Raw genomic sequence first — 26,308 nt, 5'->3', positions numbered from 1 at the left:
TCAATGATCAATCTTCCGGATCGATGACAAAATTGTTGTAGTAATAATCCATGCTGTCGACAAGAGCTTCCCAGGATGCTTCGACAATGTTTTCCGAAACGCCGACCGTATCCCAGCTGTGCTGATGGTCGGAAGAGGTTATAAAAACCCGTACTTTGGCATGGGAAGCTTCTTCGGGATTCAAAACACGTACTTTGTAGTCAATAAGATTCATTTTTGACAGGAAGGGGTGGGTTTCCGATAAAGCATCGCGGAGCGCATCATCTATAGTTTCCACAGGGCCGTTGCTTACGGCGGCTCCCATATGTTCAATGCCATTGGCTTTAAGGAAGATCCTTCCGACTGTTTTCGAAACTGTTCCATTTGTTTTAAATGATTCCAGGTGATAATTATTCAGATCAAAGAGAGAGGTGAATCGTCCCAGATTTTTTCTTATCAACAAGTCGAAAGAAGCTTCGGCCGCTTCGTATTCATAACCCTGCAGCTCTTTTTCCTTTAAATCTTCAAAGAGTTGGGCGACAATTTCCGAATTTTTATCAAAATCACCGTACTTCGCCAGTTTTCTGACGATAGTGGATTTTCCGGCCAGTCCTGAAATCAGAATCCTTCTTTTGTTTCCCACCAGCTTTCCGTCAATGTGTTCCATAAGCTCAGGAGCTTTAGCTATGACATCGGCATGTTGTCCCGCTTTATGGCTGAAGGCTGTTTCACCGACGTAGGGCTGATTTTTATCGGGAATGATATTCGCTTTTTCTGCCACAAACCTGGAGAGCGATGTCAAGCCGTCAATATTGTCATTCATGTTGGTAACGCGATTCATCTTTAAAGCCAGGTTCGGAACGATAATGCAGAGATTGGCATTGCCGCACCGTTCTCCCCAGCCGTTTATCGTCCCCTGAATGTGGGTCGCTCCGGCTTCTACGGAGAGGATGGAATTGGCAACGGCGTTGCCCGTATCATTATGATAATGGACGCCGATAGGGGCCAGTTTATCCTGAGGAAGACTTCTGATAATTTCCATGACTTCTGTGGGAAGTGTACCGCCATTCGTGTCGCAGAGCACGAGAGAATCGGCACCGGCTTCAGTTCCGGTCTGCAAAACCCTGAGGGCATACTCCATATCGCCCTTGTATCCGTCAAAAAAATGTTCCAGATCAAAAATGACTTCTCTCCCTTCTTTTTTCAGATAGGAGATAGAGTCGTAGATCATTTCAATGTTTTCTTCGAAAGTCGTATTGATTACCTTTTCAACATGCTCTTTCCAGGATTTGCCGACCACTACAACAGCAGGAGTTTCCGCTTCAAGCATAGCGGTAATGTAGGGATCAGACTCAACTTTATTGCCGGATTTTCTCGTAGAGCCGAAAGCTGCGATTTTGGAATGTTGATAATTCTCGTTTTTTGCCAGTCTGAAAAATGAAGCTTCCTTCTCGGAAGAAAGGGGAAAACCGCCCTCAATATAGTCAATTCCCGCATCATCAAGTCTGGCTGCTATATCAAGTTTGTCCTTCAGGGTGAGATTTATGCCCGTTCCCTGAGTCCCGTCTCTCAAAGTTGTGTCGAAAATTGTTATTTTCTTCAAGTTCTTCATAATAAATCCTTACTCTTTGTTGCTTTGAGCATATAATAGAAATAAAATTAGAAACATGGATAATCAGACGAATTTTGACAAACTTATAATTAATTTATCCACTATAGAAAAAAAAGAACTGCTGGAAAAGATGGAAATGTCCATCGATCTTTCACAGGAGCCGCTTGTATCTCAGGAAGAAACAGCGGAAAGTGATTTTCAGCAGAATCAGCTGGATTACGAAACTCTTAATGTGTTGCAGAAAATAGTACTTTTTCTGCAATCTCTGGTGAAGCAGAAGGATATTCCGACGCTTCTTAAAGAGTATAAAGTCAATCTTTTACGGAAAAAGTATTTCAACAACAGCGAACTAGCTGATTTTAAAACTCAGGTTCTTAAAAAAGCCTTCTATGACGAATTAGCCAAATTAAAGGAACCGTGCCGCTTTTTCAGAAAACCGCTCAGGCAGATTTTCAGTTACGATAATAAACAGGACTTTTATGCATTTATAGGAGGTATCGTTCTACCGGACCTGCAGCGGGAACTGCTTGATAAAACCGATCCCTGGATTCTTGAGAAAGAGGAAATGGAGAGAGATTCATCAGAAATAAAAGCTGAAATAGACGAATTCTTCAATATGAAGATGGAATCGGTTTCCGATCTTGACTGTTCGATAATGAATGAAGCCTGCCAGAGTCTCTACAGCCTCCATCTGCTGTCGAATTATGATATCGGGGCCATATTGAAGAGTTTTGATACAATTGTGCCGGGAGCTGAACCGGTCTGCAGGATCGAGGACGTGCATGAATCTCTTCTCGAGCTGTCAGGTATTATCAAATCTCTCAATAAGCCGCCGACCGTTCGTGCGCTGGAAGCTCTCTTCCTCTATGAGAATTCAAAAGAGGGACCGGGAGAAATCCTGAGCAGAAAGATGATGGCTGCTGATACCTTCCTTTCTATTATCAGAAACTTTAATAAAAATGTTCCGCTCGAAAATCTGGTCAGAGTTTTGTCCGGTGATCTTTCAAAAGGATCTCAGACTCCACCGCTGGTCGATGACTGGTTCCGCGTTTTCAGGAAATTCTGGTCATCAAGAATTACCCGCACTTATGCTTTTTTCGTTAATGAGAGAAAGAAAAACGATTCGGAAAAGGATATCTGTTCGCTGACCGGGGTAAGGTACATTAAGCCGATTGAAAAATATACGAGGAATCATTATTTTCCGGGAAGTCCGGCCATGTATGAAAAGAGCCTGGCTTTCGTTCAGTCTTTTCTTTCGGAAATTCTGCCCAACCGCTTCTATTCCACTTTCATGATTATCAGGAGGGAAGGGGATTTCTATAAAAAAGATAATAAGGCCGAGTTTGATAAAGTCCTTGCTTATATAGATATGCTGGGTAAAAAATTTACCGGATTAAAAAACATCATTAACGCTTCCAATTTTCCTGTTGATCATTCTCTGTTTCCCGGAGATGCGGAAGAGCAGACATACCGGAACGCCGTCGTTCACGCTTTGGAGCATCTGGACATGGAGATCGAGCCGCTTGTTTCCGGTTTTGTCAGTCATATGAGACTGATGGCAAAAGTGCTGCAGGGCATTGTTGTCGGTGACGGTGGCGCCTATGATACGCTTTCCAATATTTCCTCAATAGGGGGAAAGGCGAATAATGAATTGAGAGAGACTTTTAAACTTCTTTCGCTGCTTATTAATAAAATTGTCCGATACATTTCGGAAATGAAAGTTCTGGAAGAAAAAGAACTCTGAAAATACCCTTCAATTGACTCTCAGCTTTCTTTTTTGCTATTAATTAGAGATATGCAAATACTTATGGCCGGTTGTGAAATTTGTTTACTGCCCGCCGGTGTGGTGAACCGCATTTGCGAAGCGTTGGAGCTGGTTGCTGTTCTCGTCAGCTGATAGCCCGTGCTGCCGCGGTATGGATCACCAGATGCATCAAAAGGAGTTTTATTATGCAGGAATTGAAAGAGCAATGGAAAGATATCATTGCCGCCTCTCTGAAAAAGGCCGCTGCTCAGGCGGGAATAGAGATGGATGATCCGAGAACGAGAATCATCGTTGAGACACCTCCTAAACCGGAAATGGGCGATCTCGCATTTCCCATGTTCCCCTTTGCCCGAGATTTCAGAAAAGCTCCTCCGGCCATCGCCGCTGATATCGCCGCCAGCCTCGGTAGCGATATTCCTGGAGAAGCCAAAACTGCCGGACCCTATATCAATATTTTCATCAGCCGCCAGGCTGTTTTTCAATCGGTACTTCAATCGGTAGGGGAAAAAAAAGACGATTACGGACGGACCGGTAGTCTGAAGGGTGAGAAAGTCATGATTGAATTCTCCAGCCCCAATACGAACAAACCGCTCCATCTCGGACATCTGAGAAACGATATTCTCGGAGAGAGCACGGCGCGCATTCTCGAAGCGGCCGGCGCAGAAGTCATGAAGGTCAATCTGATCAACAATAGAGGGGTTCATATCTGCAAGTCCATGCTGGCATACAGCAAGTTCGGAAAGGGTGAAACACCTGAGTCTACGGGAGTCAAGGGCGACCATTTTGTCGGAGATTACTACGTAAAATACAACAACTGGGCGAAAGAGGATTCAAGCGCAGACGGACAGGCTCAGGAAATGCTTAAAAAATGGGAAGACGGCGACAGCGCGACCCGCGAGCTTTGGAAAACCATGAACAAGTGGACCCTCGATGGTATCAATCAAACTTATGAGAAGACCGATATTTCCTTCGACAGGTTTTATTTTGAAAGTGAAACCTATCTGTCCGGAAAGGATATCGTTCTCAAAGGGCTGGAGGATGGACACTTTTATAAAGATGATGACGGAAGCATCCGCCTGGATATGAGCGACATCGGACTGGATACGAAAGTTCTCCTCCGCGGAGACGGAACATCCGTTTATGTGACCCAGGATCTCGGGACAGCTATAGCCCGCCATGGAGATTTCCCTTTCGACAGGCTTATATATGTAGTTGGAAATGAGCAGGAGTACCACTTTAAAGTTCTCTTTCACACGTTGAAAAAGCTCGGGTACGAATGGGCGGATCAGCTCTATCATCTTTCCTACGGCATGGTCAATCTGCCGGAAGGTAAAATGAAATCCCGGGAAGGCACAGTTGTCGACGCCGACGATCTTCTGGCCCAGCTGGAAGAACTGGTGGTGGAAGAGATTAAAACCAAGGGCCGTGAAGAAGAGCTGGACGATGTGACGGGCACAGCCCACGCTATCGCCCTCGGTGCTCTTAACTACTATCTGCTCCATATTTCTCCTCTAAAAGATATGGTTTTCAATCCCAAGGAGTCACTGTCCTTCAACGGGAACACGGGGCCGTACATGCAGTATATGGGGGCTCGAATCAGCAGTATGCTGAGAAAGTATGAAGAGGGCGATTATTCCGGCGGCGCTTTCAAACCGGAGTTGCTCGCATCTCCCGAAGCATGGGAACTTGTCAAGCTCATCGGCGCTTATCCCGGTATGGTCGATCAGGCCGCTTCGGAGATGAATCCCTCGGTTATCGCCTCCTTCGTTTACGAGCTGTCGAGGAACTTCAGCCGGTTCTATCATGAAAATCCCATACTGAATAATGACGATGCCGATCTGATTGTTACAAGAATCGAACTCTCGAAAGCAGTGCTCCAGGTCTTGAAAAATGCGTTCAAGCTGATTAATATTCGGTTTCTTGAGAAAATGTAGTCGGGAACAGCCGATTCCGCATTGATTAAAGTCGGCTATTTTATTAGGATTTCGATGCCCGTAGTAAGGACGGGAGATTTTTAGGGCTTTAGAACCTCACCCGGACCGGATGGTCCGACGGGAGAAGTCCGGTCTCTGAGATCTGTTTACTGCCGGCCGAAAATATATTTTAAAGAGGTTGGTTTAATGTACGCTCTTGTAGAAATCAAAGGAAAGCAGTACAAGGCTGAAAAAGGATCTGTTCTCAGAGTAGACAGATTCGACGCTGAAGCCGGACAGTCGCTTGAACTTGACAAAGTTATGCTCGTTTCCGACGATAAGGAAACTAAAATCGGAACTCCCTATGTGGATGGAGCAAAAGTAACAGCAAAGATTGGTGAAACAATCAAAGACAAGAAAGTAATCGTCTTCAAGAAGAAAAGAAGAAAAGGTTACAAAAAGACCCAGGGTCACAGACAGCAGTACACAATGCTTACAGTTGAGGATATCAAGCTGTAAATGATAACTGCCAGAGCTGTTGTCGATGATCGTTCCTGTCTGGTTTATCTGGACGTCAGCGGTCACGCCGGTTACGGAGAAAAGGGATATGATATTGTCTGTTCCGCCGTAACGGTTCTTTCGAGAACGGCCGGTCGGATTCTGATTTCGCGATTCAATAAGAATTGCACGTTCGAATCCGGAGAAAGAGGATCTTTTAAACTGAATGTTTTAAAGATCGATGAAGGGAAGCGGGAATGGACGGAAGGAATAACGGAATTTCTGTTAAACGGTCTGTCCGACCTTGAGAGGGAATATCCCGCTTGTATCAAACTTGAAATTATTAGTAATGAGGAAATGATTCATGGCTCATAAGAAAGGTGGCGGTAGCTCAAAGAACGGAAGAGATTCCAATTCCAAAAGACTCGGTGTAAAACGTTTCGGCGGACAGACAGTTAAAGCCGGCGAAATCATCGTACGTCAGAAAGGAACAAAAATTCATCCCGGTGAAAATGTGGGACTCGGAAGAGACTTTACTCTTTTTGCCAAAGTAAGCGGAAACGTTCTTTTCCACTTCAAAAAGGGAAAGAAGAGAGTTTCTATTACGGAAGCAAACTAGACAGTCAGGTTATATAATCTGATTGATTTGCTTTGTGTCTATGATGCAAAGTTATTACAATGGAAAACCGGCGGTTTATGCCGTCGGATTAACTTGCTGAAGCCTACCTATCGGGAGTTTTGCTCACGGTATGTAGGCTTTTGCAGTGCTAAGACTCTGTAATGAACTTACAGAGAATAAATAGAATAAAAGGTCGATTGTGCAGGGATTTATAGATGAAACCCGTCTTGAGCTTTTTTCCGGTAACGGCGGTCCCGGATGTGTCTCTTTCCGCAGAGAGAAATATGTCGCAAAAGGCGGACCGGATGGCGGAGACGGCGGAGTAGGCGGAAATGTGGTGTTCGAAGTCAAAAAGAATTTAAAGACTTTCAGCCACCTGAACGCAAAACATACATTTAAAGCGAAGAACGGACAGCCCGGTATGGGGAGAAGAATGCATGGTAAGGACGGTGAAGACGTCATTATTGCTGTACCCCCGGGAACGATAATCCGCGATTATGAGTCAAAACAGATCATCAAGGATTTTTCCGAAAACATAGATGGAGAGCAGTGGGTCTTTCTACAGGGAGGCCGGGGCGGCCTTGGTAACTGGCACTACCGTTCCTCCAAAAAACAGGTGCCCCGTTATGCTCAGCCGGGAATTCCCGGTCAATATGCTGAGATCATGCTTGAACTGAATATGATCGCTGATGTGGGATTTGTCGGTTTTCCCAATGCGGGTAAATCCAGTCTTCTCAGGGAGTTGACAAATGCCGATCCCAAAGTCGGGGCTTATCCCTTTACGACAAAAATCCCGAATCTCGGTATGCTCAGAATCGCCGATAAGGATGTCGTTCTGGCTGACATTCCCGGAATCATTGACGGCGCATCCCATGGAGCCGGACTCGGGCTCCGGTTTCTTCGTCATATTGCCAGAACCGCCGGACTGGCTTTTATGATAGATCTTAGCGATCCCGGATATCTCGATGCTTTCGAGCATCTGAAAAAAGAACTGGAAGAGTTCGAATCTTCCCTACTGAGAAAGCAGCGGATTATAATTGCGACGAAAACCGATGTGGAAGGGACTGAAGAATCGTTAAAAGAACTCCAGAAAAAGTATCCCGATGAAAAAATCATCCCCATATCGGTATTTGCCCGAACCGGTCTGGAGGAGGTCCGGCTGAATCTGCTGAACATGGCGCATTGATATATGAAACTGACAATGCTCGGAGGGACGTTTAATCCCCTTCATCTTGGACATATCAATCTGGCTGAGATCGTCAGGGAGGAATTCGCTTATGACAGAATCCTCTTTGTACCGTCGTTTCTCCCCGCCCACAAAGACATTACCGGCAATGTCTCGGCAGATGAGCGGCTCGAAATGATCCGCCTTTCTCTGAGGCCTTATGACTGGGCTGACTATTCCGATTGTGAAATCCGCAGAAAAGGTGTGTCCTATACGGTCGATACCCTCGAATATATATACAGTCATTATGAGTTCGAGGGTAAACCCGGTTTAATTATCGGCGATGATCTTGCTGAGAATTTTTATAAATGGCGGTCAACCGAGCGCATTTTCGAGTTAGCCGATCTGATAATCGCCCACCGTTTGTACAAACATGAGATTTCTCTGACATTTCCCCACCGATACGCGGATAACAGGATATTTTCTCTATCTTCTTCTCAAATTCGTGATTTAGCTCAATCGGGACAGGATCTTTCAGATCTTGTTCCACCTGAAGCCCTGCGCTATATAAGGGAAAACCGTTTATATGGATAGATCTCTCGAAAAAATCAGGCATCATTTGAAGGAGACTCTTTCCGGGAGTAGATTCCGTCATAGTGAAGGAGCGGAAAAGGCTTCCCGGTTCCTTGCCGAAAGGTTTGGAGAAGACCCTTTGCTCTGTTCTCTGGCCGGTCTCGGTCATGATATCTGCCGGGAATATGAAGCAGATGTTCTGGAGCGGATTACCGGAAGAAAGCACCGGCATCCAGTGATGCTCCACGGAGAGGCCGGAGCCATTGTTCTGGAAAGAGATTTCGGAATAAGAAATTCTTCCGTTCTGCAGGCTGTCCGCCATCATATTTCCGGATCGCCGGGACTCGACGGGGTCGGCAAGATCGTATTCGCCGCCGATTATATCGAAGAGGGCAGAACGCATCTGTCAGGAGAAGAAAGAGAGAGATTGTTCTCTTTGGATTTAGATGATATGGTTTTGTCCATAGCCTGTTCAATAAGGAGTCATCTGGCGGCGAAGCGGCTGCCGCTTGAACCGGCGTTACTGCAAATGATTGAGGAACTCACTTGAAGAGAGAAAAGGAAAAGGATAGATCTTTAATTTTACTAATTGTGATGATGCTCGTTATAATCATCACAGCTTTGTTTCTTTATTTTCAGGTCAGAACTGATAAAATGTCGGAGATGGTAAAATCAGAAGCTATCGTACCTGTTATGATAATCGTATCAGAGGAAGACAAGCCTCTGCTGACGGAGCTTTTTCTTTTTTATCACGATACCGGAAAAGGCGCTGTCCTCGATATTCCCGGGAATACGGGTTCGATTATTTCCAATCTGAAAAAAGTGGATCGTATCGATATTCTCTACGACGAAGACAATATTGATCCCTACAGAGCGAAAGTCGGAGATCTGACTGGGATCGATATCCCTTTTTATTATATCATTTCTCTCGAAAATCTTGAGAAAATGGTTGATCTCATCGATGGTCTGAACCTCTTTATTGCCAACCCGGTAGACATTAGGAAAGACGGCAGAACATACCTTCTTCCTTCAGGCAGCGTGACTCTGGACGGCGCGAAAGTCGTTTCATATCTGCTTTACAATATAGATGGAGAATCGGATTCGGAAAAAATCGACCGTAACCACAAGTTCATCAAATCTTTACTGGAAAAAATGGCTGACAGCCGGGGATATCTCTCGACCGATGAGGTCAGTGATTTTACCCGGGATATGGCCGTGACCAATATGGACAGGAAATCCTTTGAGAACTTTCTTTCCTATCTCTCCGACCTGGATATGGATCGTCTGCAGTATAACAAAGTGCTGGGAGTCAAGCGGTTTGTTGACAACAAAGAGCTCCTTTTTCCTCACTATGACGAGAGGCTTCTCAAAGAGCTGGTCAATCAGATCGAAGATTATCTTGTGAATATACAGTCCCTGTCGGATCAGGGCGTTGCTTTTTCCGTTGAAATACTTAACGGTACGGATATTAACGGCCTGGCGTCCAGAACTTCCCAGATTCTGAAAAGCTTCGGATATAAAATAGCCGGATTGGGGAACGCGACCAGAACGGACGGCCAGGAAGTAGAAAAAACGGTTATACTTGATAGAAAAGGGAACCCCGATGCGGCTAAAGGGCTGGCCGCATTACTGAAATGCGAAAGATGGCATTCTGAGGCTGATGAGTCTCTCGATGACACGATAGATATAACACTTATATTAGGAAAGGATTTTGATGGAAGATACGTTAAATAAAAGAGTCATGGAAGTGGCTCATGTTCTTGAAGACAATAAAGCTCTGGATGTGGAGATTATGAAAGTAACCGGCTTATGCAGCTGGGGCGACTATATTATCATTGCCACAGGGACCAGTGCGACCCATATCCGGGGAATGAAAAACGAAGTGAAAAAATACGTTCTATCGGTCGGGGATGATATCAGAAACCCAAGAAACAGGGATGATTCTGAAGGATGGGTCCTTTTTGACTGTGGCGACTATATTATAAATCTGATGGATGAGGAATCGCGCCGGTTTTACGATCTTGAAGACCGCTGGTCCGACGGTGAAATCATTTATCAGTCGTCGATCGCGTCGTAATCCTCAGTTTCCTGGAGACTGTCTTCTATTTCCTGCTGGAAAGCGGAAGATCCGGTCTCCTGGTTGGTCAGCTCGTCGGAATCATCTTCATATCCGTATTCCCAGTCTTCGTCCTGTTTTGATGATCCGGCGATCCCGTCGTCATAACTCTCATCTTCATCGAAATCATAATCGTCTTCATTTTGATCATAGAGATCATTTTCCTCGGTAAAATCACCGGGGTAGAAGAGAAGGACCTCTTCTGCTGACTCTGAAATTTCCGGGTTTTCCATAAATGCGCTTCCTTTTTTTAAATTGAGGTTATTTTATGCCGACTGAGACGTAGAAGTAGCTGTTTTTTAAAGTAATTTTATAAATCCTGTGGACTTTCATTGTGTTCAGGCTGAATGATATGTCTCCGCCGGACATTATGCTGGGCGGAGTAATGGAACAGTTTGTTTTGTTCTCTTCCATAAACATAACGACTCTGCCGGCGATTTGGTTGGTCAATTCCGCCAGGGCTTCGAGATGGGAATCGTCAAGTTCCTCCGATGCAATGGGTATTTCCATCAGGTTGGCGAAACGGCGCGAAAGGGTCACGGCATTTTCCTGATCCATTGTCAAAGTAAGAAAACCGACTTTATCGCCTGTTATGCCGACTGCTGTAAGAACATTTGCATGGCATTTTATTTTTTTTACAGATCTTACCGATCCGGAAAAACCTGCAGCTTTTAGAAAAGCTCTGAGACTTACGGGGAGATAGCTGAAATCATCTTCAATCACAATAAAAATATATTATATTGCTATTGATTCTGTCAAACAGCATCTCTGTTGAAATAAAAAAAAATCCATCGTAGAATCCCACCTATGAAAGATAAATATTTCGAAAAAATTCTCGAATTAGCTCTGGAAGAGGATCTGAAGGAAGTCGGAGACGTCACCTCGAGAGCCATATTCGCAGATGATATGACAACTGCTGTCCTATACAGCAAAGACAGTGGAATCCTGGCGGGGATTGATTTTTTCCGGCAGGTTTTCATAAAAGTCGATCCTTCACTGTCTGTTACGATTTTTAAAAAAGATGGCTCACTCTTAAAACCCGGAGATAAAGTCGCTGAGATTTCCGGACTGACAGCAGCTGTGCTTGAGGCTGAAAGGACGGCCATCAATTTTCTATCATTTCTTTCGGGAATAGCGACGGAGACCGATCTCTGCGTTGCCGCTGCAAAGGAAAACGGGGGAGCTGTTGTCCTGGATACAAGAAAAACTCTTCCCGGTTATCGAAGTTTGTCGAAATATGCGGTTTCCGTCGGGGGAGGAACCAATCACAGGTTCGGGTTATATGATATGGTCATGATCAAGGACAATCACATAGATGCCTCCGGTTCGATCACTGCGGCGGTCGGCAAGGTCCGGGATAAATGGGACGGCGCTTTCGAAATCGAAGTGGAATGCCGCAACCTTCAGGAAGTCCGTGAGGCCGTATCCCTCGGAGTCGATCGAATCATGCTCGATAATATGGATCCCAATGAGACGGCTCAGGCTGTCGCTCTGGGCGACGGCACGGTCTCTTTTGAAGCTTCGGGAAATATGCACATTGAAAAAATAAAAAAATACAGCCCGACCGGTGTACACTTCATCTCTGTGGGAAGTCTGACGCATTCTGTCGGGGCTTTCGATTTTACTCTGAAAATAGGGTAACTGTTTGGAACTGAGAAATTACAGTGATGTTCTGGTCATCGGCACAGGTGTCGCGGGGCTCTGCGCCGCAATCGAAGCGGCCGACAACGGCCTGAAAGTCTCTCTGATAACAAAAAACAGTGATCCTGCTGAATCGAATACCCTGTATGCTCAGGGCGGGATTGTGGGACCGGGTTACGATGATTCACCGGATCTCATCTTTCAGGACATCCTGAAGGCCGGTTCCTATATAAACAACAGAGATGCCGTCAGACTCGTTGCTGAAGAGGGTCCGGCCATGGTTGAGCAATTTCTTGTCGACCGTGTAAATGTCCGTTTTTCCAGAGATGAAAAGGGCGGATATGAACTGACTCGAGAAGCGGCTCATTCGGTCAGAAGAATTCTCCATTCCAGGGATAAGACGGGGTTCGCGCTGTCGAAAGGTCTTCTTTCGACAGCTCTGGAGCATGAAAATATCAGCTTCCATTCCTCTCTGATGGCTCTCGATCTCATTTCCAATTGCCATCATTCATCGGATCATCAGCAGAAGTACAGAAAGAACTCAATCCTGGGAGCTTATGTGCTCGACGAAGAAAAACGGAAAGTCATTTCTTTTTTCGCTCCTTCAGTTATTATCGCAACCGGTGGAGTCGGAGCCCTGTATGAGCATACATCCAATCCGTCCTGCGCAACGGGAGACGGAATAGCTATGGCATATAGAGCTGGAGCTTCCGTTATCAACAGCGAGTATATTCAGTTTCATCCTACGACGCTCTATCATAGGGATTCGGAGAATTTTCTCATTTCCGAATCGCTCCGGGGAGAGGGGGCTGTCCTGTTGAACAGATACCGGCAGCCCTTTATGAACCGATATAATAAAGAGCTGAAAGATCTGGCCCCCCGCGATGAAGTTTCCAGGGCCATATACAACGAGATGGAGGAGACGGGATCGGATTGCGTCTATCTCGATGCCAGAGAGATAAAAGAACACAAGCTGGATGAACGGTTCCCCCAGATTTTCGATACGTGCCGGAAACTCGACATCGATATCAGGGAGGATCTGATCCCTGTTGTCCCGGCTGCGCACTATTTCTGCGGAGGAATAAAAACGGATCTCGACGGCTCAGCCGGAATCGATGGGCTCTATGCTGTTGGAGAATCGGCCTGCACAGGGCTTCACGGAGCCAACCGTCTGGCATCTATCTCTCTTCTTGAGGGGGTTGTGTTCGGTCTGCGCGCGGCACGGCATATCGCGGCTCAGGATCGCCGAAACGTGGCTTCTCTAATTGAAACAATCCCTGACTGGGTATATCCCAGGAAAGAAGAGAGTTTTGATTCCATCCTGATTGACAGCGATATGGAAACGATCCGCACAGTCATGTGGAATTATGTGGGTATAAGGCGTTCGAAGAAAAGGCTGGAAAGAGCCCTGGCCGATCTCAACTATCTCCGGCACCGCGTAGAGAAATTCTACAAGCAGTCCTATGTAACAAGGGAAATCGTTGAACTGAGAAATGCTGTTGAAACAGCGATAATCATTACGCGGGGTGCTCTGTCCAATCCGAAATCTCTGGGGTGTCATTATATTCCGGATAAAGGAGAGAGCCGTGAGTAAAATCGTACGAATCGATTCTCCGGCCAAAATAAATCTGCATCTCGACATTTTCGACAGACGGGAAGACGGTTTTCATGATCTTTTTTCTGTTTTTCAGATGATTTCCCTGTACGATCATATAGAAATCCGGGAAGGAAGCAATGGCGGGACGTGTTCAATCGACGGACCATTCGATTTCCCCGTTCAGGACAATCTCATGTACAAAGCCGTGACTCTTTTCCGTCGGGCAACCGGCTATTCTGAACCGGTTCATATCAGAATCGTAAAGAACATTCCTCAGGGCGGCGGTCTGGGAGGGGGCTCGGGCAATGCCGCAGCGGTTCTCAGAGCGCTGGAATCTCTTTCCGGTATCACAATCCCCCGGGATGAAATATTCGATCTGGGGGCTTCTCTGGGCAGCGATGTTCCCTTCTTTCTGGGCTCTCCCGCCGCCCTTGTAAGGGGAAGAGGAGAATACCTCGAGCCGATAGAGCCACGAACTGATTATTTTCTACTGCTTGTTGTACCGGATTTCAGCATTAATACCGGACAGGCATTTAATGCACTTGCCAGGTTTAGAGAGAAACACAAGCCCGTATACCCCCTTTCAGAGGATGAAGTTCTTAAAATGTACAGAGAGGGAGAGATATCCCGGTGGAAGTTTCACAATAGTTTCCTTAATTGTTTAAAAAAAGAGCACAATGTACTTGAGCATATTGTGAATCTTTTTTATTATTCTAACGCTGATTTTGCAGGAATGTCCGGTAGCGGAAGTGTTATGTTCGGCATTTTCAGCAGGCAGGAAGACTGCGTTTCCGCTTCGGAAAAGCTTTCAGAATCATTCGGTAGAATGATATTTGCAAATCCACTTGATACTGCTATGGTTGCTGCATTACAATTTAGTTAATTGCAACTTAAACAGCGGAAGGAGGAGCAGATGGATATTACTGACATCCGCATACGCAAAGTTAATGCTGACGGAAAACTGAAAGCTTATGTAACGGTTACTTTTGATGAATCCTTTGTGGTTCATAATGTGAAGGTGATCGAAGGTGAGAACGGCATTTTCATCGCTATGCCCAGCAGGCGTACAAAAAACGGTGAATACAAAGACGTTGCTCATCCCATCAATACGGATTTCAGGGCTGTATTACAGGACCGGATCCTTGATGAGTACAATAAAATCGGAGACTCGGACGAAGTTCCTGCTGATGAATAAATAAAAGATGTATTTGGACGTCGGCAAGCGGTAAGCCACCGGGTTTTGATCCCGGCATTCGCAGGTTCGAATCCTGCCGTCCAAGATCTGAAAAAGTATTATTAGTAGGTACTAAGGAGAAATAAATGGAGCATAAGACTCTTTCCGTTGAGCTTCGTAACGAGTTCGGTAAGGGACCGGCCGGTAGAATGAGAAGTGAAGGAAAAATCCCTGCAGTTATTTATGGTGCGCACGACAACAGAAACATCACTGTAAATGAAAGAGAATTTACCAAGAAATTCAAAACGATTTCTGAAAATACAATCATTACTCTCGATTTCGGTAAGGACTCCTGTGAAGTTCTTATCAAAGATTTCCAGGAAGATATTGTAAGAAGCAGAATTGACCATCTCGATTTCTACGAAATTGAAAAAGGGAAAAAACTGAAAACACACGTTCCTGTAGTCCTTACAGGAAACTCTCCCGGAGTGAAAGAAGGCGGTATCCTCGTTCAGAAAATTTCTGAAGTCGAAGTTGAATGTCTTCCCAAAGACCTTCCCGAACAGATTGAAGTCAACCTCGACGGTCTCGACGTCGGACATTCCATTCACGTTGGAGATATCGCTGGTATCAGCGGTGTGACAATCATGGCTTCCGAGAACCAGACAATCGTTGTTGTTAATCATCCCAAGGGAACAACTGCAGCTTCAACTGAAGAAGATGAAGAAGAAGTTGTTGCCGGAGAAGAAGAGTAGTTTCTGGATCTGCTAGTTATCGGCCTGGGTAATCCAGGCCGGAAATATGAAAACAACCGGCATAATGTCGGTTACAAAGTTGTCGAGCTCCTGTCCAGGGAGCTTGATCTTTCTTACAAAAAAAGGTTTTTGAAACCTTATCTTTACTGTTATTCAGAGTACAAAGGGAACAGAATTGTTCTTGTCAAACCTCTCACCTATATGAATCTTTCAGGAAATATATTTCCGGATCTTTTGAAAAAATTTAAAATGAAAAGAGAAAACCTGCTGGTTCTCTGCGACAATCTCGATCTTCCTCCGGGACGGTGTAAATTTAAGCTAAAAGGTTCGCCTGCGGCGCACAATGGCCTGAAATCTATCAGCGGTGTTCTTGAAAGTTCTGAATATATGAGGATATTTATCGGGATCGGCCATCCCGGCCATCGTGATCTCGTCAGGGATTATGTTATCGGAGATCCCGATGAGCAGGAATGGCCTTTGTACGGAGATTCATACCGGGCCTGTGCCAAAGCGGTTCTCGAGATCTGCGATGATAAACTTGATAAGGTGATGAATGAGCTCAACAGAAAAAAACCTTCCTGAAAAAGTTCTGGTTTTTCTCAGAAATCATAAAATTGAAGAAGGGACCATGTGCCTGGTGGCCCTATCCGGAGGTCCGGATTCAACAGCTTTGTTCCGGGCTATGGTTTCACTGCGTGATCAACTATCAGTAGGCATCGGAGCCGCATATGTAAATCATGGCATGAGGGAGAAGAGCGAGCTCGATCGGGAAGATCAGTTTGTCAGAAACCTCTCGGAAAAGTATCATGTCCCCTTATTTGTAAAAGGAATTCCTCCTGGAAAGATTAAATCCCTTTCTTCTCTAGAACAGAGGAGCACTGAAGAGGTTGCCAGAGAATACCGATATTCTCATTTTTCATCTGTTCTGAAGCAGTTTGACAAATCCTGTCTGCTCTTGGGTCATAATCTTGATGACCAGTTCGAGACGATTATAACCCGTTTCTTCCAGGGTAACGGAACAGCCGGTTTAAAGGGAATCCCCCATAGAAATGATCCTATTCTAAGGCCTTTAATCCATATCCGGAAAAGCGAGATTCTCGCTTATCTTCATGATATCGGGCAGGATTGGTGTTTTGATCCCTCAAACGCTGAAAGTGATTACCTGAGAAACAAAGTCCGTAATAAACTTGTCCCTGTTCTGGAAGATATTTTTCCGGGAATGGAAAAAGCGCTGCTGAAACAGGAAAAGCTCTTTACAGATCTTGATAGCCATTTTGAAAAAAAGAGCGAAGAGATGGTTATTGTTTCGGAAAATAATAAGGTTTCGGTGGACATCGAGTCTTTCAATGAATGCAATGCTTTCGTTCGCAGAAAAATCCTTTACAGGCTTTTCGACCGGATTTTTCCCGGAGATACGAAAGGCTATCGTCTTCCTTCAGGCTTTTTTCATCCTTTTTTAAAGGGGAGTTTGACTTCAGGAAAAGTTTATTCCCGGGCTCATGGCGTTCTGATTGAATGTCAGGCCGGCAGACTGATTATGCGGGTCGATGAAGGCATGGAACGTGGTTATTTTCATGTTATTTCCCATGAGCAGACCTTTGTTGCGAATAAGTATCGGATACGGCGTCATTTTAAAGAAGGGATCCCTTTATTGACTGTAGAAAATTCTCCGGTATTTTTCCGGTCGGCGGTAGAAGGAGACAGCATCGAAACTGAGCAGGGGAATCGAAAGATAAAAGAACTTTTCAGACAATGGGGCATCGAAATGTCTGAACGATCTCTGGTTCCCGTCATTGAAGATCCTCTAGGAGTTGTAGCCGTTTTGGGAGAGCTGGCGGGTTTCAGAAACATCCACCGTAAGAAAAAAATGAATGCGCCGGAAAAATTTAATATATTATACTTAGAGGTAGGAAAAGAAACGTAAAGTAAATTTGAGGTGAGACCGACTTATGAACGATGATAAAAACAATAAAGATCCCAATGATTTTTTTGATAATAACAATAAGTATGCCCTCTTTTTTCTATTTTCTCTCGTAACCCTTTTCCTCTTTGTTTTTTCTTTTTCCGATACATCTACCATAAATGAAATATCTTATTCTCTTTTTTATCAGCAGCTGGGTCAGGGGAATGTCCGTGAAATTGAAATTCTTGACCAGCGTGAAATATTCGGCACTTTTGTAGACCGTACCGGAGCTGTTACTTCCTTTAAAACGAAAATTCCCTATTACGATGAACAATTGATGGAAGACGTCAAAGATAAGGGGGTCGAGGTTTCCGGAGGTGCCCAGAAAATCGGAATCGGCACAATTGTCATGCAGATCCTTCCCTGGCTATTAATGTTTGTTTTCATCTGGTGGATGTTCAGGTCCGTTCAGGGAGGATCGGGAGGAGGAAAGGCTTTCTCCTTCGGCAAAAGCAAAGCCCGTAAGTATGAGAAGGATAACAATCCCATAACCTTCACTGATGTCGCGGGACAACTGGAAGCGAAATACGAGCTTCAGGAAGTTGTCGAATTTCTCAAAAATCCAACCCGATTCACAAGTATCGGTGCAAAAATCCCGAAAGGCGTATTGCTCGTAGGGAGTCCCGGTACGGGCAAAACGCTGCTGGCGAAAGCTGTTGCCGGAGAAGCGGGAGTCGCTTTTTTCCATATGTCCGGTTCCGATTTCGTCGAGATGTTTGTCGGGGTAGGTGCCAGCAGAGTGCGCGACCTTTTTGAAACGGGCCGGAAGAACGCGCCCTGTATTCTGTTCATTGATGAAATTGATGCTGTAGGGAGAACCAGAGGCGCCGGCTATGGGGGCGGTCATGACGAAAGGGAGCAGACTCTCAATCAGCTTCTTGTAGAAATGGACGGTTTCGATACTCAGGAAGGGGTTATCATTATCGCGGCGACGAACAGGCCCGATGTTCTCGATCCGGCGCTCCTGAGACCGGGTCGTTTTGACAGGCAGGTGGTTGTCGATCTTCCCGATGTGAAAGAACGGGAAGCGATTCTGAAAATACACTCCCGCAAAATCAATCTCGGTGATTCTGTTGATTTGAACATTATCGCAAGAGCCACTCCCGGGTCATCAGGCGCCGATATAGCCAATATCGTCAATGAAGCGGCTCTTTTTGCGGCAAGAAGAAAAAAAGAGCTGGTTGAAATGGTGGATTTTGAAGAGGCGAGTGATAAAGTCCTGATGGGAGTAGCCAGAACGTCGAGAGTTTTCTCCGATGCGGAAAGAAAAATGACCGCCTACCATGAAGCTGGACACGCTCTCCTGCACTATTATCTGAAAAATGCCGATCCTATCCATAAAGTTACCATTATTCCGAGAGGACGGGCACTCGGTGTTACATTCTCTCTGCCGGAAGAGGATAAATATTCCCGAAGTAGCGGCTGGATTTATGACAGAATAAAAATCTGTTACGGAGGATTTGCAGCTGAAGAGCTGATCTATGGCGAAACATCATCGGGAGCCCAGAACGATTTGGAGCAGGCGACGGATCTGGCAAGGAAAATGGTTTGCGATTGGGGTATGAGCGCGGAACTGGGACCTGTTTCCTATGGACAGAATGATGAACCGATCTTTATCGGAAAAGAAATCGCCCAGCACAAGGATTATTCCGATCAAACGGCTTCATTGATAGACCGGGAAATAAAAAGAATTCTGCAAAGCTCTCTTGATGAAGTCAGGACTTTACTCAAAAAGCATCGCGATGAACTGGAAAGATTAACGGAAATACTTCTGGAGAAGGAAACTCTTGACGATAAGGAAATTAGAGAACTGCTCGAAATACCTTTAAATGGAGAGAAGTAAACCGTTTTGAAGAAAACAATTTTCTGTCTCCTGCTTCTCGCCGCGACTGCTTTTCTGTATGGAGAAGTCGACCGGGAGCTTGCAGAACTATATACAAACGAGGCCTTTTATTTTTATGACAGAGGAAATCTCTCTCTGGCCGATGAATATGTTTCCCGCGCTATGGTTTTCTCATCTCTTATACCCGAGACCTGGTATCTGGCCGGAATTTTAAGAGAGGAGCAGGGGGATCGTTTAAAATCCATTGAGCTGTACCGCAAAAGTATAGATTTGACTGAAGTCTACACGGATTATTATTATGATTTGTACACCAGGTACCTCAATCTTCTCAATATTACATCATCCTATAAAGACGTTCTGGATTTCTTCGAAGAGAAGAAGGATATCTTTGAGAAAGATCAGGAAATCCTTTTAAAGGTTTCCGATGCTGCTTTCAGGAGGGGAATGATTGATTACAGCCGGAATCTGGCAGCTGAAGTCTATATGAAAAACCCCTATAAACTGAAAGCTCTTTTGTATCTCATGCGATCTGACAGGCAGAACGATTACAGGGAAAAGCTTCGCATGGCCCTTCACAGGATTGAGTATGATGACAATGATGAAGTTGTTTTTCAGCAGCTGATTCTTGATGACTCCGGTTCTCATAAAAATGAGCTTCTTTCACTCTATAAAGAAATTTTCGGAGAAACAGGTTTTTTTGCCCTGGAAAGCGGTAGCCGCGAGGAAGATGACGCTATTAATAACAGCCGGAATCTTATGATCCGTTCCTACGGAACCGACAACCTGACAGATGGTGTCTATTTCGGAGATTACAATTTTGACGGGATTTCCGACGAAATAGTAACTGTAACCGGTTCTCTCATAACCTATCTCAGCGATCCCGATCAGGATAATATCACGGATTTATCAGTAAAATTCGATAATGGGACGCCTTCGAATATCTATATAAACAATGGAAGCAGCGGTTTCGAATTCTCCTATTCCAATTATCCCTACCTCGATACCGTTGATTACTATAAAGACAATAAAAGAAGAACATATAAAGTGTATCCCGGCACGGCGTATACCCCTATAGAAGAGCTCGACAGCTTCAGCTGGAAGTATAATGAAGAGCGGTCATTGTATGCTGATGAAAAGGGGCTGGGCGAATCGGATCTGGTAGCCATGTCTTATCTGATGGTGGAGTATTTTCCCGAAAGCAATAGCATTTTCAGAGAATACAGTTTCCGGAACGGAGAGCTTGCAGGCATCAGGGAAGACACGCTGGGTGACGGCACTTTCAGTTATTTCCTGGATATTGCGGCATGGTTGCCTCAAGCTGGACGAAAAGATCTCAATAATGATGATTTTGTCGATATTTTTGAGTATTATGAAGATGGAAAACTAAGCGGAATCGCGATAGACTGGAATAATAATGGTAAACCGGAATATATAGAGGACTGGTCTGTCCTTCAGATTAAAAGCTGGGATTTTGATGAAGATTTTCTTCCCGATGCGCAGCATATACAATCCTCTGATGGTGAAGTGTATTTCAGTGATCCGGGATCTGAGAATTCTTTTATTCAAAATGATCTCTATTCCTGGAACTTTTCCTTTGAAAATTTCTGGTTTGGCAATAACTAGGGAAATATATGTTTAAAAAAATATCATACTCTTCAATCCTGATTCTTTTTTTCTTTGTCAGTTGCAGTTCTCTTCCAGGACCTTTTGAGAAAGACGCATTAAGCGAAATGGAGATCGAGGAAATTCTAAAAGAAAAAAACCTCGAAACAATTCACTCCCTAATTGATGAAGGGGCTCCGTCCAAAGCCTTGCAATACATTCTCTCCGCTCCCGAAGATCAGTCTGAATATGAAGATGTCCGTTCTCTTTATCCATTGGCTCTGAGCAAAATGGAAGAATCCTACAGACAGGCTCTGGAAGAGAAAGACTATCGGAAAGCTATCAGTATATATGACTCATTTAAAGCTATCGGAGAAGACAGTTATATCGATGAAGTGTCTCTTAAGGAACTGAGCTTCAAATATGTATTGAGTCTTTTCGATCAAGGTGAGGATGGCGCTGCAGTTGCCGTTTTTTACAATTATCTCGATTTTGACGATCTGGATGAAGAATCTCTGGTTGAACTGGAGCAGAAGCTGATTAAGGCGGAAATAAGGGGTCCTCTTCAGAATCTGTTTGATTACTATGTTAAGAAATCTATGAACGCCGATCCTCAAACTATCCGTTTCCTCAGTGGGAAGCCGAATTTCCAGGATATGACTGCAGGTACTGTTACTGTATGGGTCAACAGAGGTATCCGCATAGAAAACGGTATCGGTTTTCCCGACCGGGGGATCGGAAGTGGTTTTTTTATCGATGCAAGAGGGCATATTCTTACCAATTATCATGTCATATCCAGTGAGGTCGATCCTGAATACGAAGGGTATTCCAGACTTTTCATCAAACTCTCCGATGATAGCGAAGAGCGGATTCCCGCAAAGGTTATCGGTTGGGATAAAGAACTGGATGTGGCTTTGATAAAATGCGAAGTTGATCCGCAGTATATTTTTTCATTTGCCCGTGATTACGATCCTGCACCGGGTGATAAAATCTACGCTATCGGATCGCCGGGAGGGTTGAAGAATACTCTTACTTCCGGTTCTGTCTCCACTTTGAACAGACAGCTTCAGAGCATTGGCGATACTTTACAGATTGACGTGCCGATAAATCCGGGCAATAGCGGCGGTCCGCTTCTTCATCCTTCCGGGGATGTTATCGGTCTGGTGTTTGCCGGAATCGAACAGTTTGAAGGAGTGAATTTTGCCATTCCCGTTTCGGATGTTAAAGATATTCTAGCCGATCTCTATACCGGGGGAGAAGTCATCCATTCCTGGCTGGGAGCTGCTCTGTTCGAACGGTCCGGCAAGCTTGAAGTTCTTTATGTTACCCCCGGTTCTCCCGCCCGCCAGATCGGATTGAAACAGGGAGATGTCATTGAATCGGTGGATGGGAAAAAATATCAGAAGATAACCGAGCTGCAGAGGTTCTTTTTAAAAAAAGATACAGGTACGCTTGTGCGGATTGAATGGATGACAGGTGAAGGAAACCGGTCAGCAGTCGCGTCGCTGGATCAGCGGCCGGAAAATCCGATGAAGGAAGCTTTGGATCGTGATGCCTTCGATAATCTTCTGGTTCCTTTATTCGGAATGGATGCAGAACGGGTTCGCGGAACAGGTAATAAAAATGTTCTATATAATCTTTTGAAAGTGTATCCCGGGACTACGGCTGATGAAGCCGGATTGGCTGCGGGAGATTCCGTTCTGCTCAGAAAATGGGAGAATCCCGAAAAAAGCAATATCCTGCTTATGCAAATCCTGATGAAAAGCCGCAAAGCCGGGTTCATAGAATCAGCCGTCCAGATCGGGACATATCTGAATAAAGGGTTTTTTATATAGAGTTATCTCCTGTTTGATTTATCAACCATTATACTTATAATTAACTGTAGGGTTACAGCGACCTGTAACGAACCACTTCGGAGGTATGTATGGCAGAGAATATTCAGGTCTTGACATTTGAAGGCTCTCAAACAATCGAAAAAGCCCAATCTGTTAAAGAATCCTTGCTCCAGGCACTTAAGAGTAAAAAAGAAAAAATCCTCATAAACCTATCCAAAGTAGAAAAGGTCGATCTTTCCTTCCTCCAATTGCTCCACGCCGCCGGCCTGGAAGCGGAAAAAAAAGGTAAGGAACTTTCTCTTAGCGGAGATATTCCCGATGATTTTATTTCTGCTGTTAAACTGGCCGGATTTGACAGAAATCTATACGATGGCGGTGCCATGCTTTTCAAGCAGTTAACCGGTGAAGGGGCATAGTTATGGTTGATCAATTTAAAGAAGCGTTCAGAGAAGAAGCTTTTGAGTTGCTGACAGAACTTGAAGATTCGCTGTTAAGGCTTGAAGAAGAGCCTGACAATCCCGAGACCATCTCTTCAGTTTTCAGAATCATGCATACGATCAAAGGGTCGGCAGCCATGTTCGGTTTCGATGATATTTCTCTCTTTACTCATGAAGTTGAGAATATAATGGATCTTCTCCGTGCCGGGAAACTGGTAGTGACAAAAGAGCTGATAGACATGACATTGACGTCTAGAGACTATATCCGGATCATGCTCGAAGATCCGTCCAGGAAGCTGGATGAAGAAGTTCAGACTCTTCTCGGGGAATTTAAAGCCGAAGTGCGAAACCAAAACAGAGATACTTTCGAAGAGGAGCCTCAATCAGCTCCCGAAGTTCCATTAAAACCTGATGAAAAAGAGAGTGAATCTCCATCCTATCAATCAGATGAACTCATTACCTACAGAATCATATTCTGTCCAGAAAACAACATTTTCCTTTCCGGGACCAATCCTCTTCTCCTCCTTGCCGAACTGAGAGAGCTGGGAGAGATCTCCATTCTTGCAGTCAAAGAGGAGATCCCGCCACTTTCGGAAATCAATCCGGAATTCAACTATACCTCCTGGGAGATAATACTATCTACGACGACGCCGGAGGAAGAAGTCCGCGATGTGTTCATTTTCGTGGAAAGCTCTGCGGAAGTCAGGATTAATATTATTTCTGACAGCCTCGATGAGAGCGGTAAAAAGATCGGTGAGATCCTGGTCGACCGTGGTGTTGTAAAAAGCGAAGATATCAATGAAGTCCTGACAGGGCGTAAAAGAGTCGGGGAAGTGCTTGTGGAGAATAAGCTGGTCACGAAACCTCAGCTCGATTCGGCTCTGGAAGAGCAGCAGCAGATCAATCGACTCATGGAAAAGAAAAAAGCCATTACAACCAGCGGGAGTGTCCGTGTCGATTCCGGCAAGCTGGATGAACTTGTGGATCTTGTCGGAGAAATGGTGACCGTTCAGGCGCATTTATCCGAACTGGCTTCCCATAAACAGGATGCCTCTATCATCTCCATTGCGGAACAGCTGGAGCGGCTTACAGCTGAGTTGAGAGATAACTCCATGAGCATGAGAATGCTCCCCATCGGCACTACTTTCAGTAAATTCAAACGGCTCGTGCGGGATCTTTCGGCTGATCTGGGTAAGGGTATCTCTCTGGTCACGGTGGGAGGCGAAACAGAACTGGATAAAACTGTTATCGAAAAGCTCAATGATCCCCTGATACACCTTATCCGCAATTCCATTGATCACGGTATAGAATCTCCCGAAGAGAGGATTGAGGCAGGCAAATCGGCCGGCGGTACCATTACGCTTTCGGCAAGACACTCGGGCGCCAATGTTCTTATCACCGTCGCTGATGACGGGGCGGGGCTTGATGCTTCAAAGATCAGGCGGAAGGCCATTGATAAGGGGCTGATGCTGGCTGATGAGGAACTTCCTGAAGGTGAATTATTTAAAATGATATTTGCTCCGGGATTCTCAACCAGTTCTGCCATTACCAAGGTCTCCGGCAGGGGCGTTGGTATGGATGTAGTCCGTAAGGAAATTGAAACGCTTGGCGGTCAGGTCTCCATCAGCAGTGAAGGGGGAAAAGGGACAGCCATAGAGCTGAAGCTGCCGCTCACTCTGGCTATCATCGAAGGATTGCTTGTTCAGATCGATGAGGAATTCTACGTCTTTCCCCTGTCAGTCGTTGAGGAGTGCGTTGAACATATTCAGGATGAACAGGAAAACGGAAAACAGAATATCGCCAGTGTAAGAGGAGAAATCCTTCCGTTCATACGTTTACGCGAATTCTTTGATATTCAGGGCAAGCCGCCGGAAATAGAGCAGTTGATTGTTGTAAATACCCATGATCACAGAATCGGTTTTATTGTCGATGAAGTCATTGGTGATTATCAGACAGTAATTAAAACCCTCGGGTCCATATATAAAGATGTAGAGGGGTTGTCGGGTGGAACAATTCTCGGTGATGGTTCCATAGCTCTGATACTGGATGTATTGAAGATTACTCAAATCGTCCAAAAAGAAGAGAAGCTTCTTACCTGAAGGAGGAGTTTGTATGAGCCCGGCCAAAATTAAAGTTCTTATCGTCGACGATTCTGCGGTTGTCAGACAGACTCTGAAACAGATTTTTGAAGAAGATCGGAATATTGAAGTCGTCGGCGTCGCTGCCGATCCACTTATTGCCTTGAAAAGGCTTGAATCGGATAAGCCCGATGTCATAACCCTCGATATTGAAATGCCCAGAATGGATGGACTGACATTTCTGAAAAAAATAATGTCCGAAAACCCGATTCCGGTTATAATTTGTTCCAGTAAAAGCGAGGATGGATCGGACAACGCCCTCAATGCTCTCGAATACGGAGCGGTGGATATTATTCAGAAACCCAAAATGGGCACAAAGCAGTTTCTTGAAGATTCAAAAGTAAGGCTGGTTGATGCAGTGAAAGCTGCCGCGATAGCCAGAATTAAAAAAGGTGCTCCAAAGCCCGCTGTTGTTCGTAGAGAAGTGCAGCCGAAGCTGTCGGCGGATGTTGTTCTGCCCAGAGCTGCCGGTCCTTCCCATATCGATACAACGGAAAAAATCATTGTTGTCGGGGCTTCCACAGGCGGTACGGAAGCTCTGAAGGTCTTTCTGGAAGAAATGCCTATTGATGCTCCGGGGATCGTCATCGTTCAGCATATGCCGGAAAATTTCACCAAGGCATTTGCACAGCGTCTCAACAGTATTTGCGACCTTGAGATCAAAGAAGCGGCGGATAACGATTCAGTTATCAGAGGGAGGGCTCTCATCGCTCCCGGTAATAAGCACTGTCTCATAAAAAGAAGCGGTGCAAGATATTATGTTGAGGTTAAGGACGGTCCTCTGGTATGCCGCCACCGACCGTCGGTCGATGTCCTTTTCAGATCTGCTTCGCGTTTCGTCGGAAAAAACGCCGTCGGTATTATCATGACCGGTATGGGAGACGACGGAGCCAGGGGAATGAAGGAAATGAAGGAGAACGGCGCCTACAATATTGCTCAGGACGAGAACAGTTGTGTTGTTTTCGGAATGCCCAATGAAGCGATCAAAAGAGGGTGTGTTGACCTGATCATCCCTTTGGAACAGATTGCGGCTGCGGCTTTAAAGGCTGCTAGATAATAATTTTTTACCTGATTAAGGAGATT

Annotated in this window: 26 protein-coding genes and 1 tRNA gene; 24 read left to right on the top strand and 3 right to left on the bottom strand. The window is 45.1% G+C overall.

Annotation, left to right across the window (positions count from 1 at the left end; genetic code table 11):
* Positions 1–7: 7 nt before the first annotated feature.
* Positions 8–1,582 (bottom strand): citramalate synthase, encoded by a 1,575-nt coding sequence (cimA, locus tag HNR50_RS03390; RefSeq protein WP_425506733.1) that lies wholly within the window; start codon positions 1,580–1,582, stop codon positions 8–10.
* A gap of 64 nt (positions 1,583–1,646) precedes the next feature.
* Here cimA and HNR50_RS03385 point away from each other — a divergent pair, with 64 nt between their 5' ends.
* The 10 genes from HNR50_RS03385 (at position 1,647) to rsfS (ending at position 10,201) form a co-directional block, all read left to right on the top strand.
* Positions 1,647–3,335, top strand: a complete 1,689-nt coding sequence (locus HNR50_RS03385) for a DUF5312 family protein (protein WP_184743740.1) — start codon at positions 1,647–1,649, stop codon at positions 3,333–3,335.
* A 206-nt stretch (positions 3,336–3,541) separates the two neighbouring features.
* Positions 3,542–5,290, top strand: a complete 1,749-nt coding sequence (argS, locus tag HNR50_RS03380; RefSeq protein ID WP_184743737.1) for an arginine--tRNA ligase — start codon at positions 3,542–3,544, stop codon at positions 5,288–5,290.
* Between the two features lie 186 nt (positions 5,291–5,476).
* Positions 5,477–5,788: a 50S ribosomal protein L21 gene (rplU, locus tag HNR50_RS03375; protein WP_184743734.1), complete on the top strand. Its 312-nt coding sequence runs from the start codon at positions 5,477–5,479 to the stop codon at positions 5,786–5,788.
* A complete protein-coding gene (locus tag HNR50_RS03370) occupies positions 5,789–6,142 on the top strand; it encodes a ribosomal-processing cysteine protease Prp (protein ID WP_184743731.1) in 354 nt (117 codons plus the stop codon).
* Positions 6,132–6,386, top strand: a complete 255-nt coding sequence (gene rpmA / locus HNR50_RS03365; protein WP_184743728.1) for a 50S ribosomal protein L27 — start codon at positions 6,132–6,134, stop codon at positions 6,384–6,386. The genes HNR50_RS03370 and rpmA overlap by 11 nt, the downstream gene beginning before the upstream one ends.
* 199 nt (positions 6,387–6,585) lie before the next feature.
* Positions 6,586–7,572: a GTPase ObgE gene (gene obgE, locus HNR50_RS03360; RefSeq protein ID WP_184743725.1), complete on the top strand. Its 987-nt coding sequence runs from the start codon at positions 6,586–6,588 to the stop codon at positions 7,570–7,572.
* A 3-nt stretch (positions 7,573–7,575) separates the two neighbouring features.
* On the top strand, positions 7,576–8,145 hold the full coding sequence (nadD, locus tag HNR50_RS03355; protein WP_184743722.1) for a nicotinate (nicotinamide) nucleotide adenylyltransferase: 570 nt from the start codon (positions 7,576–7,578) through the stop codon (positions 8,143–8,145).
* A complete protein-coding gene (gene yqeK, locus HNR50_RS03350) occupies positions 8,138–8,674 on the top strand; it encodes a bis(5'-nucleosyl)-tetraphosphatase (symmetrical) YqeK (RefSeq protein WP_184743719.1) in 537 nt (178 codons plus the stop codon). Before nadD ends, yqeK begins: the two co-directional genes overlap by 8 nt.
* A 113-nt stretch (positions 8,675–8,787) precedes the next feature.
* The gene (locus HNR50_RS03345) at positions 8,788–9,858 is read left to right on the top strand and encodes an LCP family protein (RefSeq protein WP_184743716.1); all 1,071 of its coding nucleotides are present in this window, start codon (positions 8,788–8,790) and stop codon (positions 9,856–9,858) included.
* The gene (gene rsfS / locus HNR50_RS03340; protein ID WP_184743713.1) at positions 9,839–10,201 is read left to right on the top strand and encodes a ribosome silencing factor; all 363 of its coding nucleotides are present in this window, start codon (positions 9,839–9,841) and stop codon (positions 10,199–10,201) included. Before HNR50_RS03345 ends, rsfS begins: the two co-directional genes overlap by 20 nt.
* On the opposite strand, the gene HNR50_RS03335 is transcribed toward rsfS, so the two are convergent.
* Together HNR50_RS03335 and HNR50_RS22280 are read right to left on the bottom strand one after the other, a co-directional pair.
* Positions 10,180–10,473: a hypothetical protein gene (locus HNR50_RS03335; RefSeq protein ID WP_184743709.1), complete on the bottom strand. Its 294-nt coding sequence runs from the start codon at positions 10,471–10,473 to the stop codon at positions 10,180–10,182. The two genes, rsfS and HNR50_RS03335, sit on opposite strands and share 22 nt — an antisense overlap.
* A gap of 28 nt (positions 10,474–10,501) precedes the next feature.
* Complete coding sequence (locus HNR50_RS22280) at positions 10,502–10,963, bottom strand: chemotaxis protein CheX (RefSeq protein ID WP_184743706.1); 462 nt, start codon at positions 10,961–10,963, stop codon at positions 10,502–10,504.
* Positions 10,964–11,047: 84 nt separating this feature from the next.
* Here HNR50_RS22280 and nadC point away from each other — a divergent pair, with 84 nt between their 5' ends.
* From nadC to HNR50_RS03260, 14 genes are all read left to right on the top strand, one after another.
* Positions 11,048–11,881 carry a carboxylating nicotinate-nucleotide diphosphorylase gene (gene nadC, locus HNR50_RS03325; protein ID WP_184743703.1) on the top strand — a complete coding sequence of 278 codons (834 nt, stop codon included), beginning with the start codon at positions 11,048–11,050 and terminating at the stop codon, positions 11,879–11,881.
* Between the two features lie 4 nt (positions 11,882–11,885).
* On the top strand, positions 11,886–13,475 hold the full coding sequence (nadB, locus tag HNR50_RS03320; protein WP_184743700.1) for an L-aspartate oxidase: 1,590 nt from the start codon (positions 11,886–11,888) through the stop codon (positions 13,473–13,475).
* Positions 13,468–14,361 (top strand): 4-(cytidine 5'-diphospho)-2-C-methyl-D-erythritol kinase, encoded by an 894-nt coding sequence (gene ispE, locus HNR50_RS03315; RefSeq protein ID WP_184743695.1) that lies wholly within the window; start codon positions 13,468–13,470, stop codon positions 14,359–14,361. The genes nadB and ispE overlap by 8 nt, the downstream gene beginning before the upstream one ends.
* A 30-nt stretch (positions 14,362–14,391) precedes the next feature.
* Positions 14,392–14,673 (top strand): septation regulator SpoVG, encoded by a 282-nt coding sequence (gene spoVG / locus HNR50_RS03310; protein ID WP_184743692.1) that lies wholly within the window; start codon positions 14,392–14,394, stop codon positions 14,671–14,673.
* Between the two features lie 13 nt (positions 14,674–14,686).
* Positions 14,687–14,758, top strand: a tRNA-Gln gene (locus HNR50_RS03305).
* 40 nt (positions 14,759–14,798) lie between these two features.
* The gene (locus tag HNR50_RS03300; protein WP_184743690.1) at positions 14,799–15,407 is read left to right on the top strand and encodes a 50S ribosomal protein L25; all 609 of its coding nucleotides are present in this window, start codon (positions 14,799–14,801) and stop codon (positions 15,405–15,407) included.
* A gap of 3 nt (positions 15,408–15,410) precedes the next feature.
* Entirely contained in the window at positions 15,411–15,989 is a 579-nt protein-coding gene (gene pth, locus HNR50_RS03295; RefSeq protein ID WP_184744461.1) for an aminoacyl-tRNA hydrolase, read from the top strand.
* Positions 15,961–17,331: a tRNA lysidine(34) synthetase TilS gene (tilS, locus tag HNR50_RS03290; RefSeq protein WP_184743687.1), complete on the top strand. Its 1,371-nt coding sequence runs from the start codon at positions 15,961–15,963 to the stop codon at positions 17,329–17,331. Before pth ends, tilS begins: the two co-directional genes overlap by 29 nt.
* A 25-nt stretch (positions 17,332–17,356) precedes the next feature.
* Complete coding sequence (gene ftsH / locus HNR50_RS03285) at positions 17,357–19,213, top strand: ATP-dependent zinc metalloprotease FtsH (RefSeq protein ID WP_184743684.1); 1,857 nt, start codon at positions 17,357–17,359, stop codon at positions 19,211–19,213.
* Positions 19,214–19,219: 6 nt separating this feature from the next.
* Positions 19,220–20,836 (top strand): hypothetical protein, encoded by a 1,617-nt coding sequence (locus tag HNR50_RS03280; RefSeq protein ID WP_184743682.1) that lies wholly within the window; start codon positions 19,220–19,222, stop codon positions 20,834–20,836.
* Between the two features lie 8 nt (positions 20,837–20,844).
* Positions 20,845–22,650, top strand: a complete 1,806-nt coding sequence (locus HNR50_RS03275; RefSeq protein ID WP_184743679.1) for a S1C family serine protease — start codon at positions 20,845–20,847, stop codon at positions 22,648–22,650.
* Positions 22,651–22,739: 89 nt separating this feature from the next.
* Positions 22,740–23,066: an STAS domain-containing protein gene (locus HNR50_RS03270; protein ID WP_184743676.1), complete on the top strand. Its 327-nt coding sequence runs from the start codon at positions 22,740–22,742 to the stop codon at positions 23,064–23,066.
* A 2-nt stretch (positions 23,067–23,068) separates the two neighbouring features.
* A complete protein-coding gene (locus HNR50_RS03265; protein WP_184743673.1) occupies positions 23,069–25,186 on the top strand; it encodes a chemotaxis protein CheA in 2,118 nt (705 codons plus the stop codon).
* A 13-nt stretch (positions 25,187–25,199) separates the two neighbouring features.
* Positions 25,200–26,282 (top strand): protein-glutamate methylesterase/protein-glutamine glutaminase, encoded by a 1,083-nt coding sequence (locus HNR50_RS03260; protein WP_184743670.1) that lies wholly within the window; start codon positions 25,200–25,202, stop codon positions 26,280–26,282.
* Positions 26,283–26,308: the final 26 nt, after the last annotated feature.

It is taken from the genome of Spirochaeta isovalerica (genome assembly GCF_014207565.1).
Taxonomy (GTDB): domain Bacteria; phylum Spirochaetota; class Spirochaetia; order DSM-2461; family DSM-2461; genus Spirochaeta_F; species Spirochaeta_F isovalerica.
This window is presented reverse-complemented; position numbering and strand designations above follow the sequence as displayed.

Coding starts and splice junctions, on each gene's coding strand:
- nadC (WP_184743703.1), top strand. CDS start 11,048: ATGAAAGATAAATATTTCGAAAAAATTCTCGAATTAGCTCTGGAAGAG.
- HNR50_RS03270 (WP_184743676.1), top strand. CDS start 22,740: ATGGCAGAGAATATTCAGGTCTTGACATTTGAAGGCTCTCAAACAATC.
- nadD (WP_184743722.1), top strand. CDS start 7,576: ATGAAACTGACAATGCTCGGAGGGACGTTTAATCCCCTTCATCTTGGA.
- rsfS (WP_184743713.1), top strand. CDS start 9,839: ATGGAAGATACGTTAAATAAAAGAGTCATGGAAGTGGCTCATGTTCTT.
- rpmA (WP_184743728.1), top strand. CDS start 6,132: ATGGCTCATAAGAAAGGTGGCGGTAGCTCAAAGAACGGAAGAGATTCC.
- HNR50_RS03385 (WP_184743740.1), top strand. CDS start 1,647: ATGGATAATCAGACGAATTTTGACAAACTTATAATTAATTTATCCACT.
- HNR50_RS03300 (WP_184743690.1), top strand. CDS start 14,799: ATGGAGCATAAGACTCTTTCCGTTGAGCTTCGTAACGAGTTCGGTAAG.
- rplU (WP_184743734.1), top strand. CDS start 5,477: ATGTACGCTCTTGTAGAAATCAAAGGAAAGCAGTACAAGGCTGAAAAA.
- argS (WP_184743737.1), top strand. CDS start 3,542: ATGCAGGAATTGAAAGAGCAATGGAAAGATATCATTGCCGCCTCTCTG.
- HNR50_RS03370 (WP_184743731.1), top strand. CDS start 5,789: ATGATAACTGCCAGAGCTGTTGTCGATGATCGTTCCTGTCTGGTTTAT.
- tilS (WP_184743687.1), top strand. CDS start 15,961: ATGAGCTCAACAGAAAAAAACCTTCCTGAAAAAGTTCTGGTTTTTCTC.
- ftsH (WP_184743684.1), top strand. CDS start 17,357: ATGAACGATGATAAAAACAATAAAGATCCCAATGATTTTTTTGATAAT.
- spoVG (WP_184743692.1), top strand. CDS start 14,392: ATGGATATTACTGACATCCGCATACGCAAAGTTAATGCTGACGGAAAA.
- HNR50_RS03265 (WP_184743673.1), top strand. CDS start 23,069: ATGGTTGATCAATTTAAAGAAGCGTTCAGAGAAGAAGCTTTTGAGTTG.
- yqeK (WP_184743719.1), top strand. CDS start 8,138: ATGGATAGATCTCTCGAAAAAATCAGGCATCATTTGAAGGAGACTCTT.
- HNR50_RS03260 (WP_184743670.1), top strand. CDS start 25,200: ATGAGCCCGGCCAAAATTAAAGTTCTTATCGTCGACGATTCTGCGGTT.
- HNR50_RS03275 (WP_184743679.1), top strand. CDS start 20,845: ATGTTTAAAAAAATATCATACTCTTCAATCCTGATTCTTTTTTTCTTT.
- HNR50_RS03335 (WP_184743709.1), bottom strand. CDS start 10,473: ATGGAAAACCCGGAAATTTCAGAGTCAGCAGAAGAGGTCCTTCTCTTC.
- HNR50_RS03345 (WP_184743716.1), top strand. CDS start 8,788: ATGGTAAAATCAGAAGCTATCGTACCTGTTATGATAATCGTATCAGAG.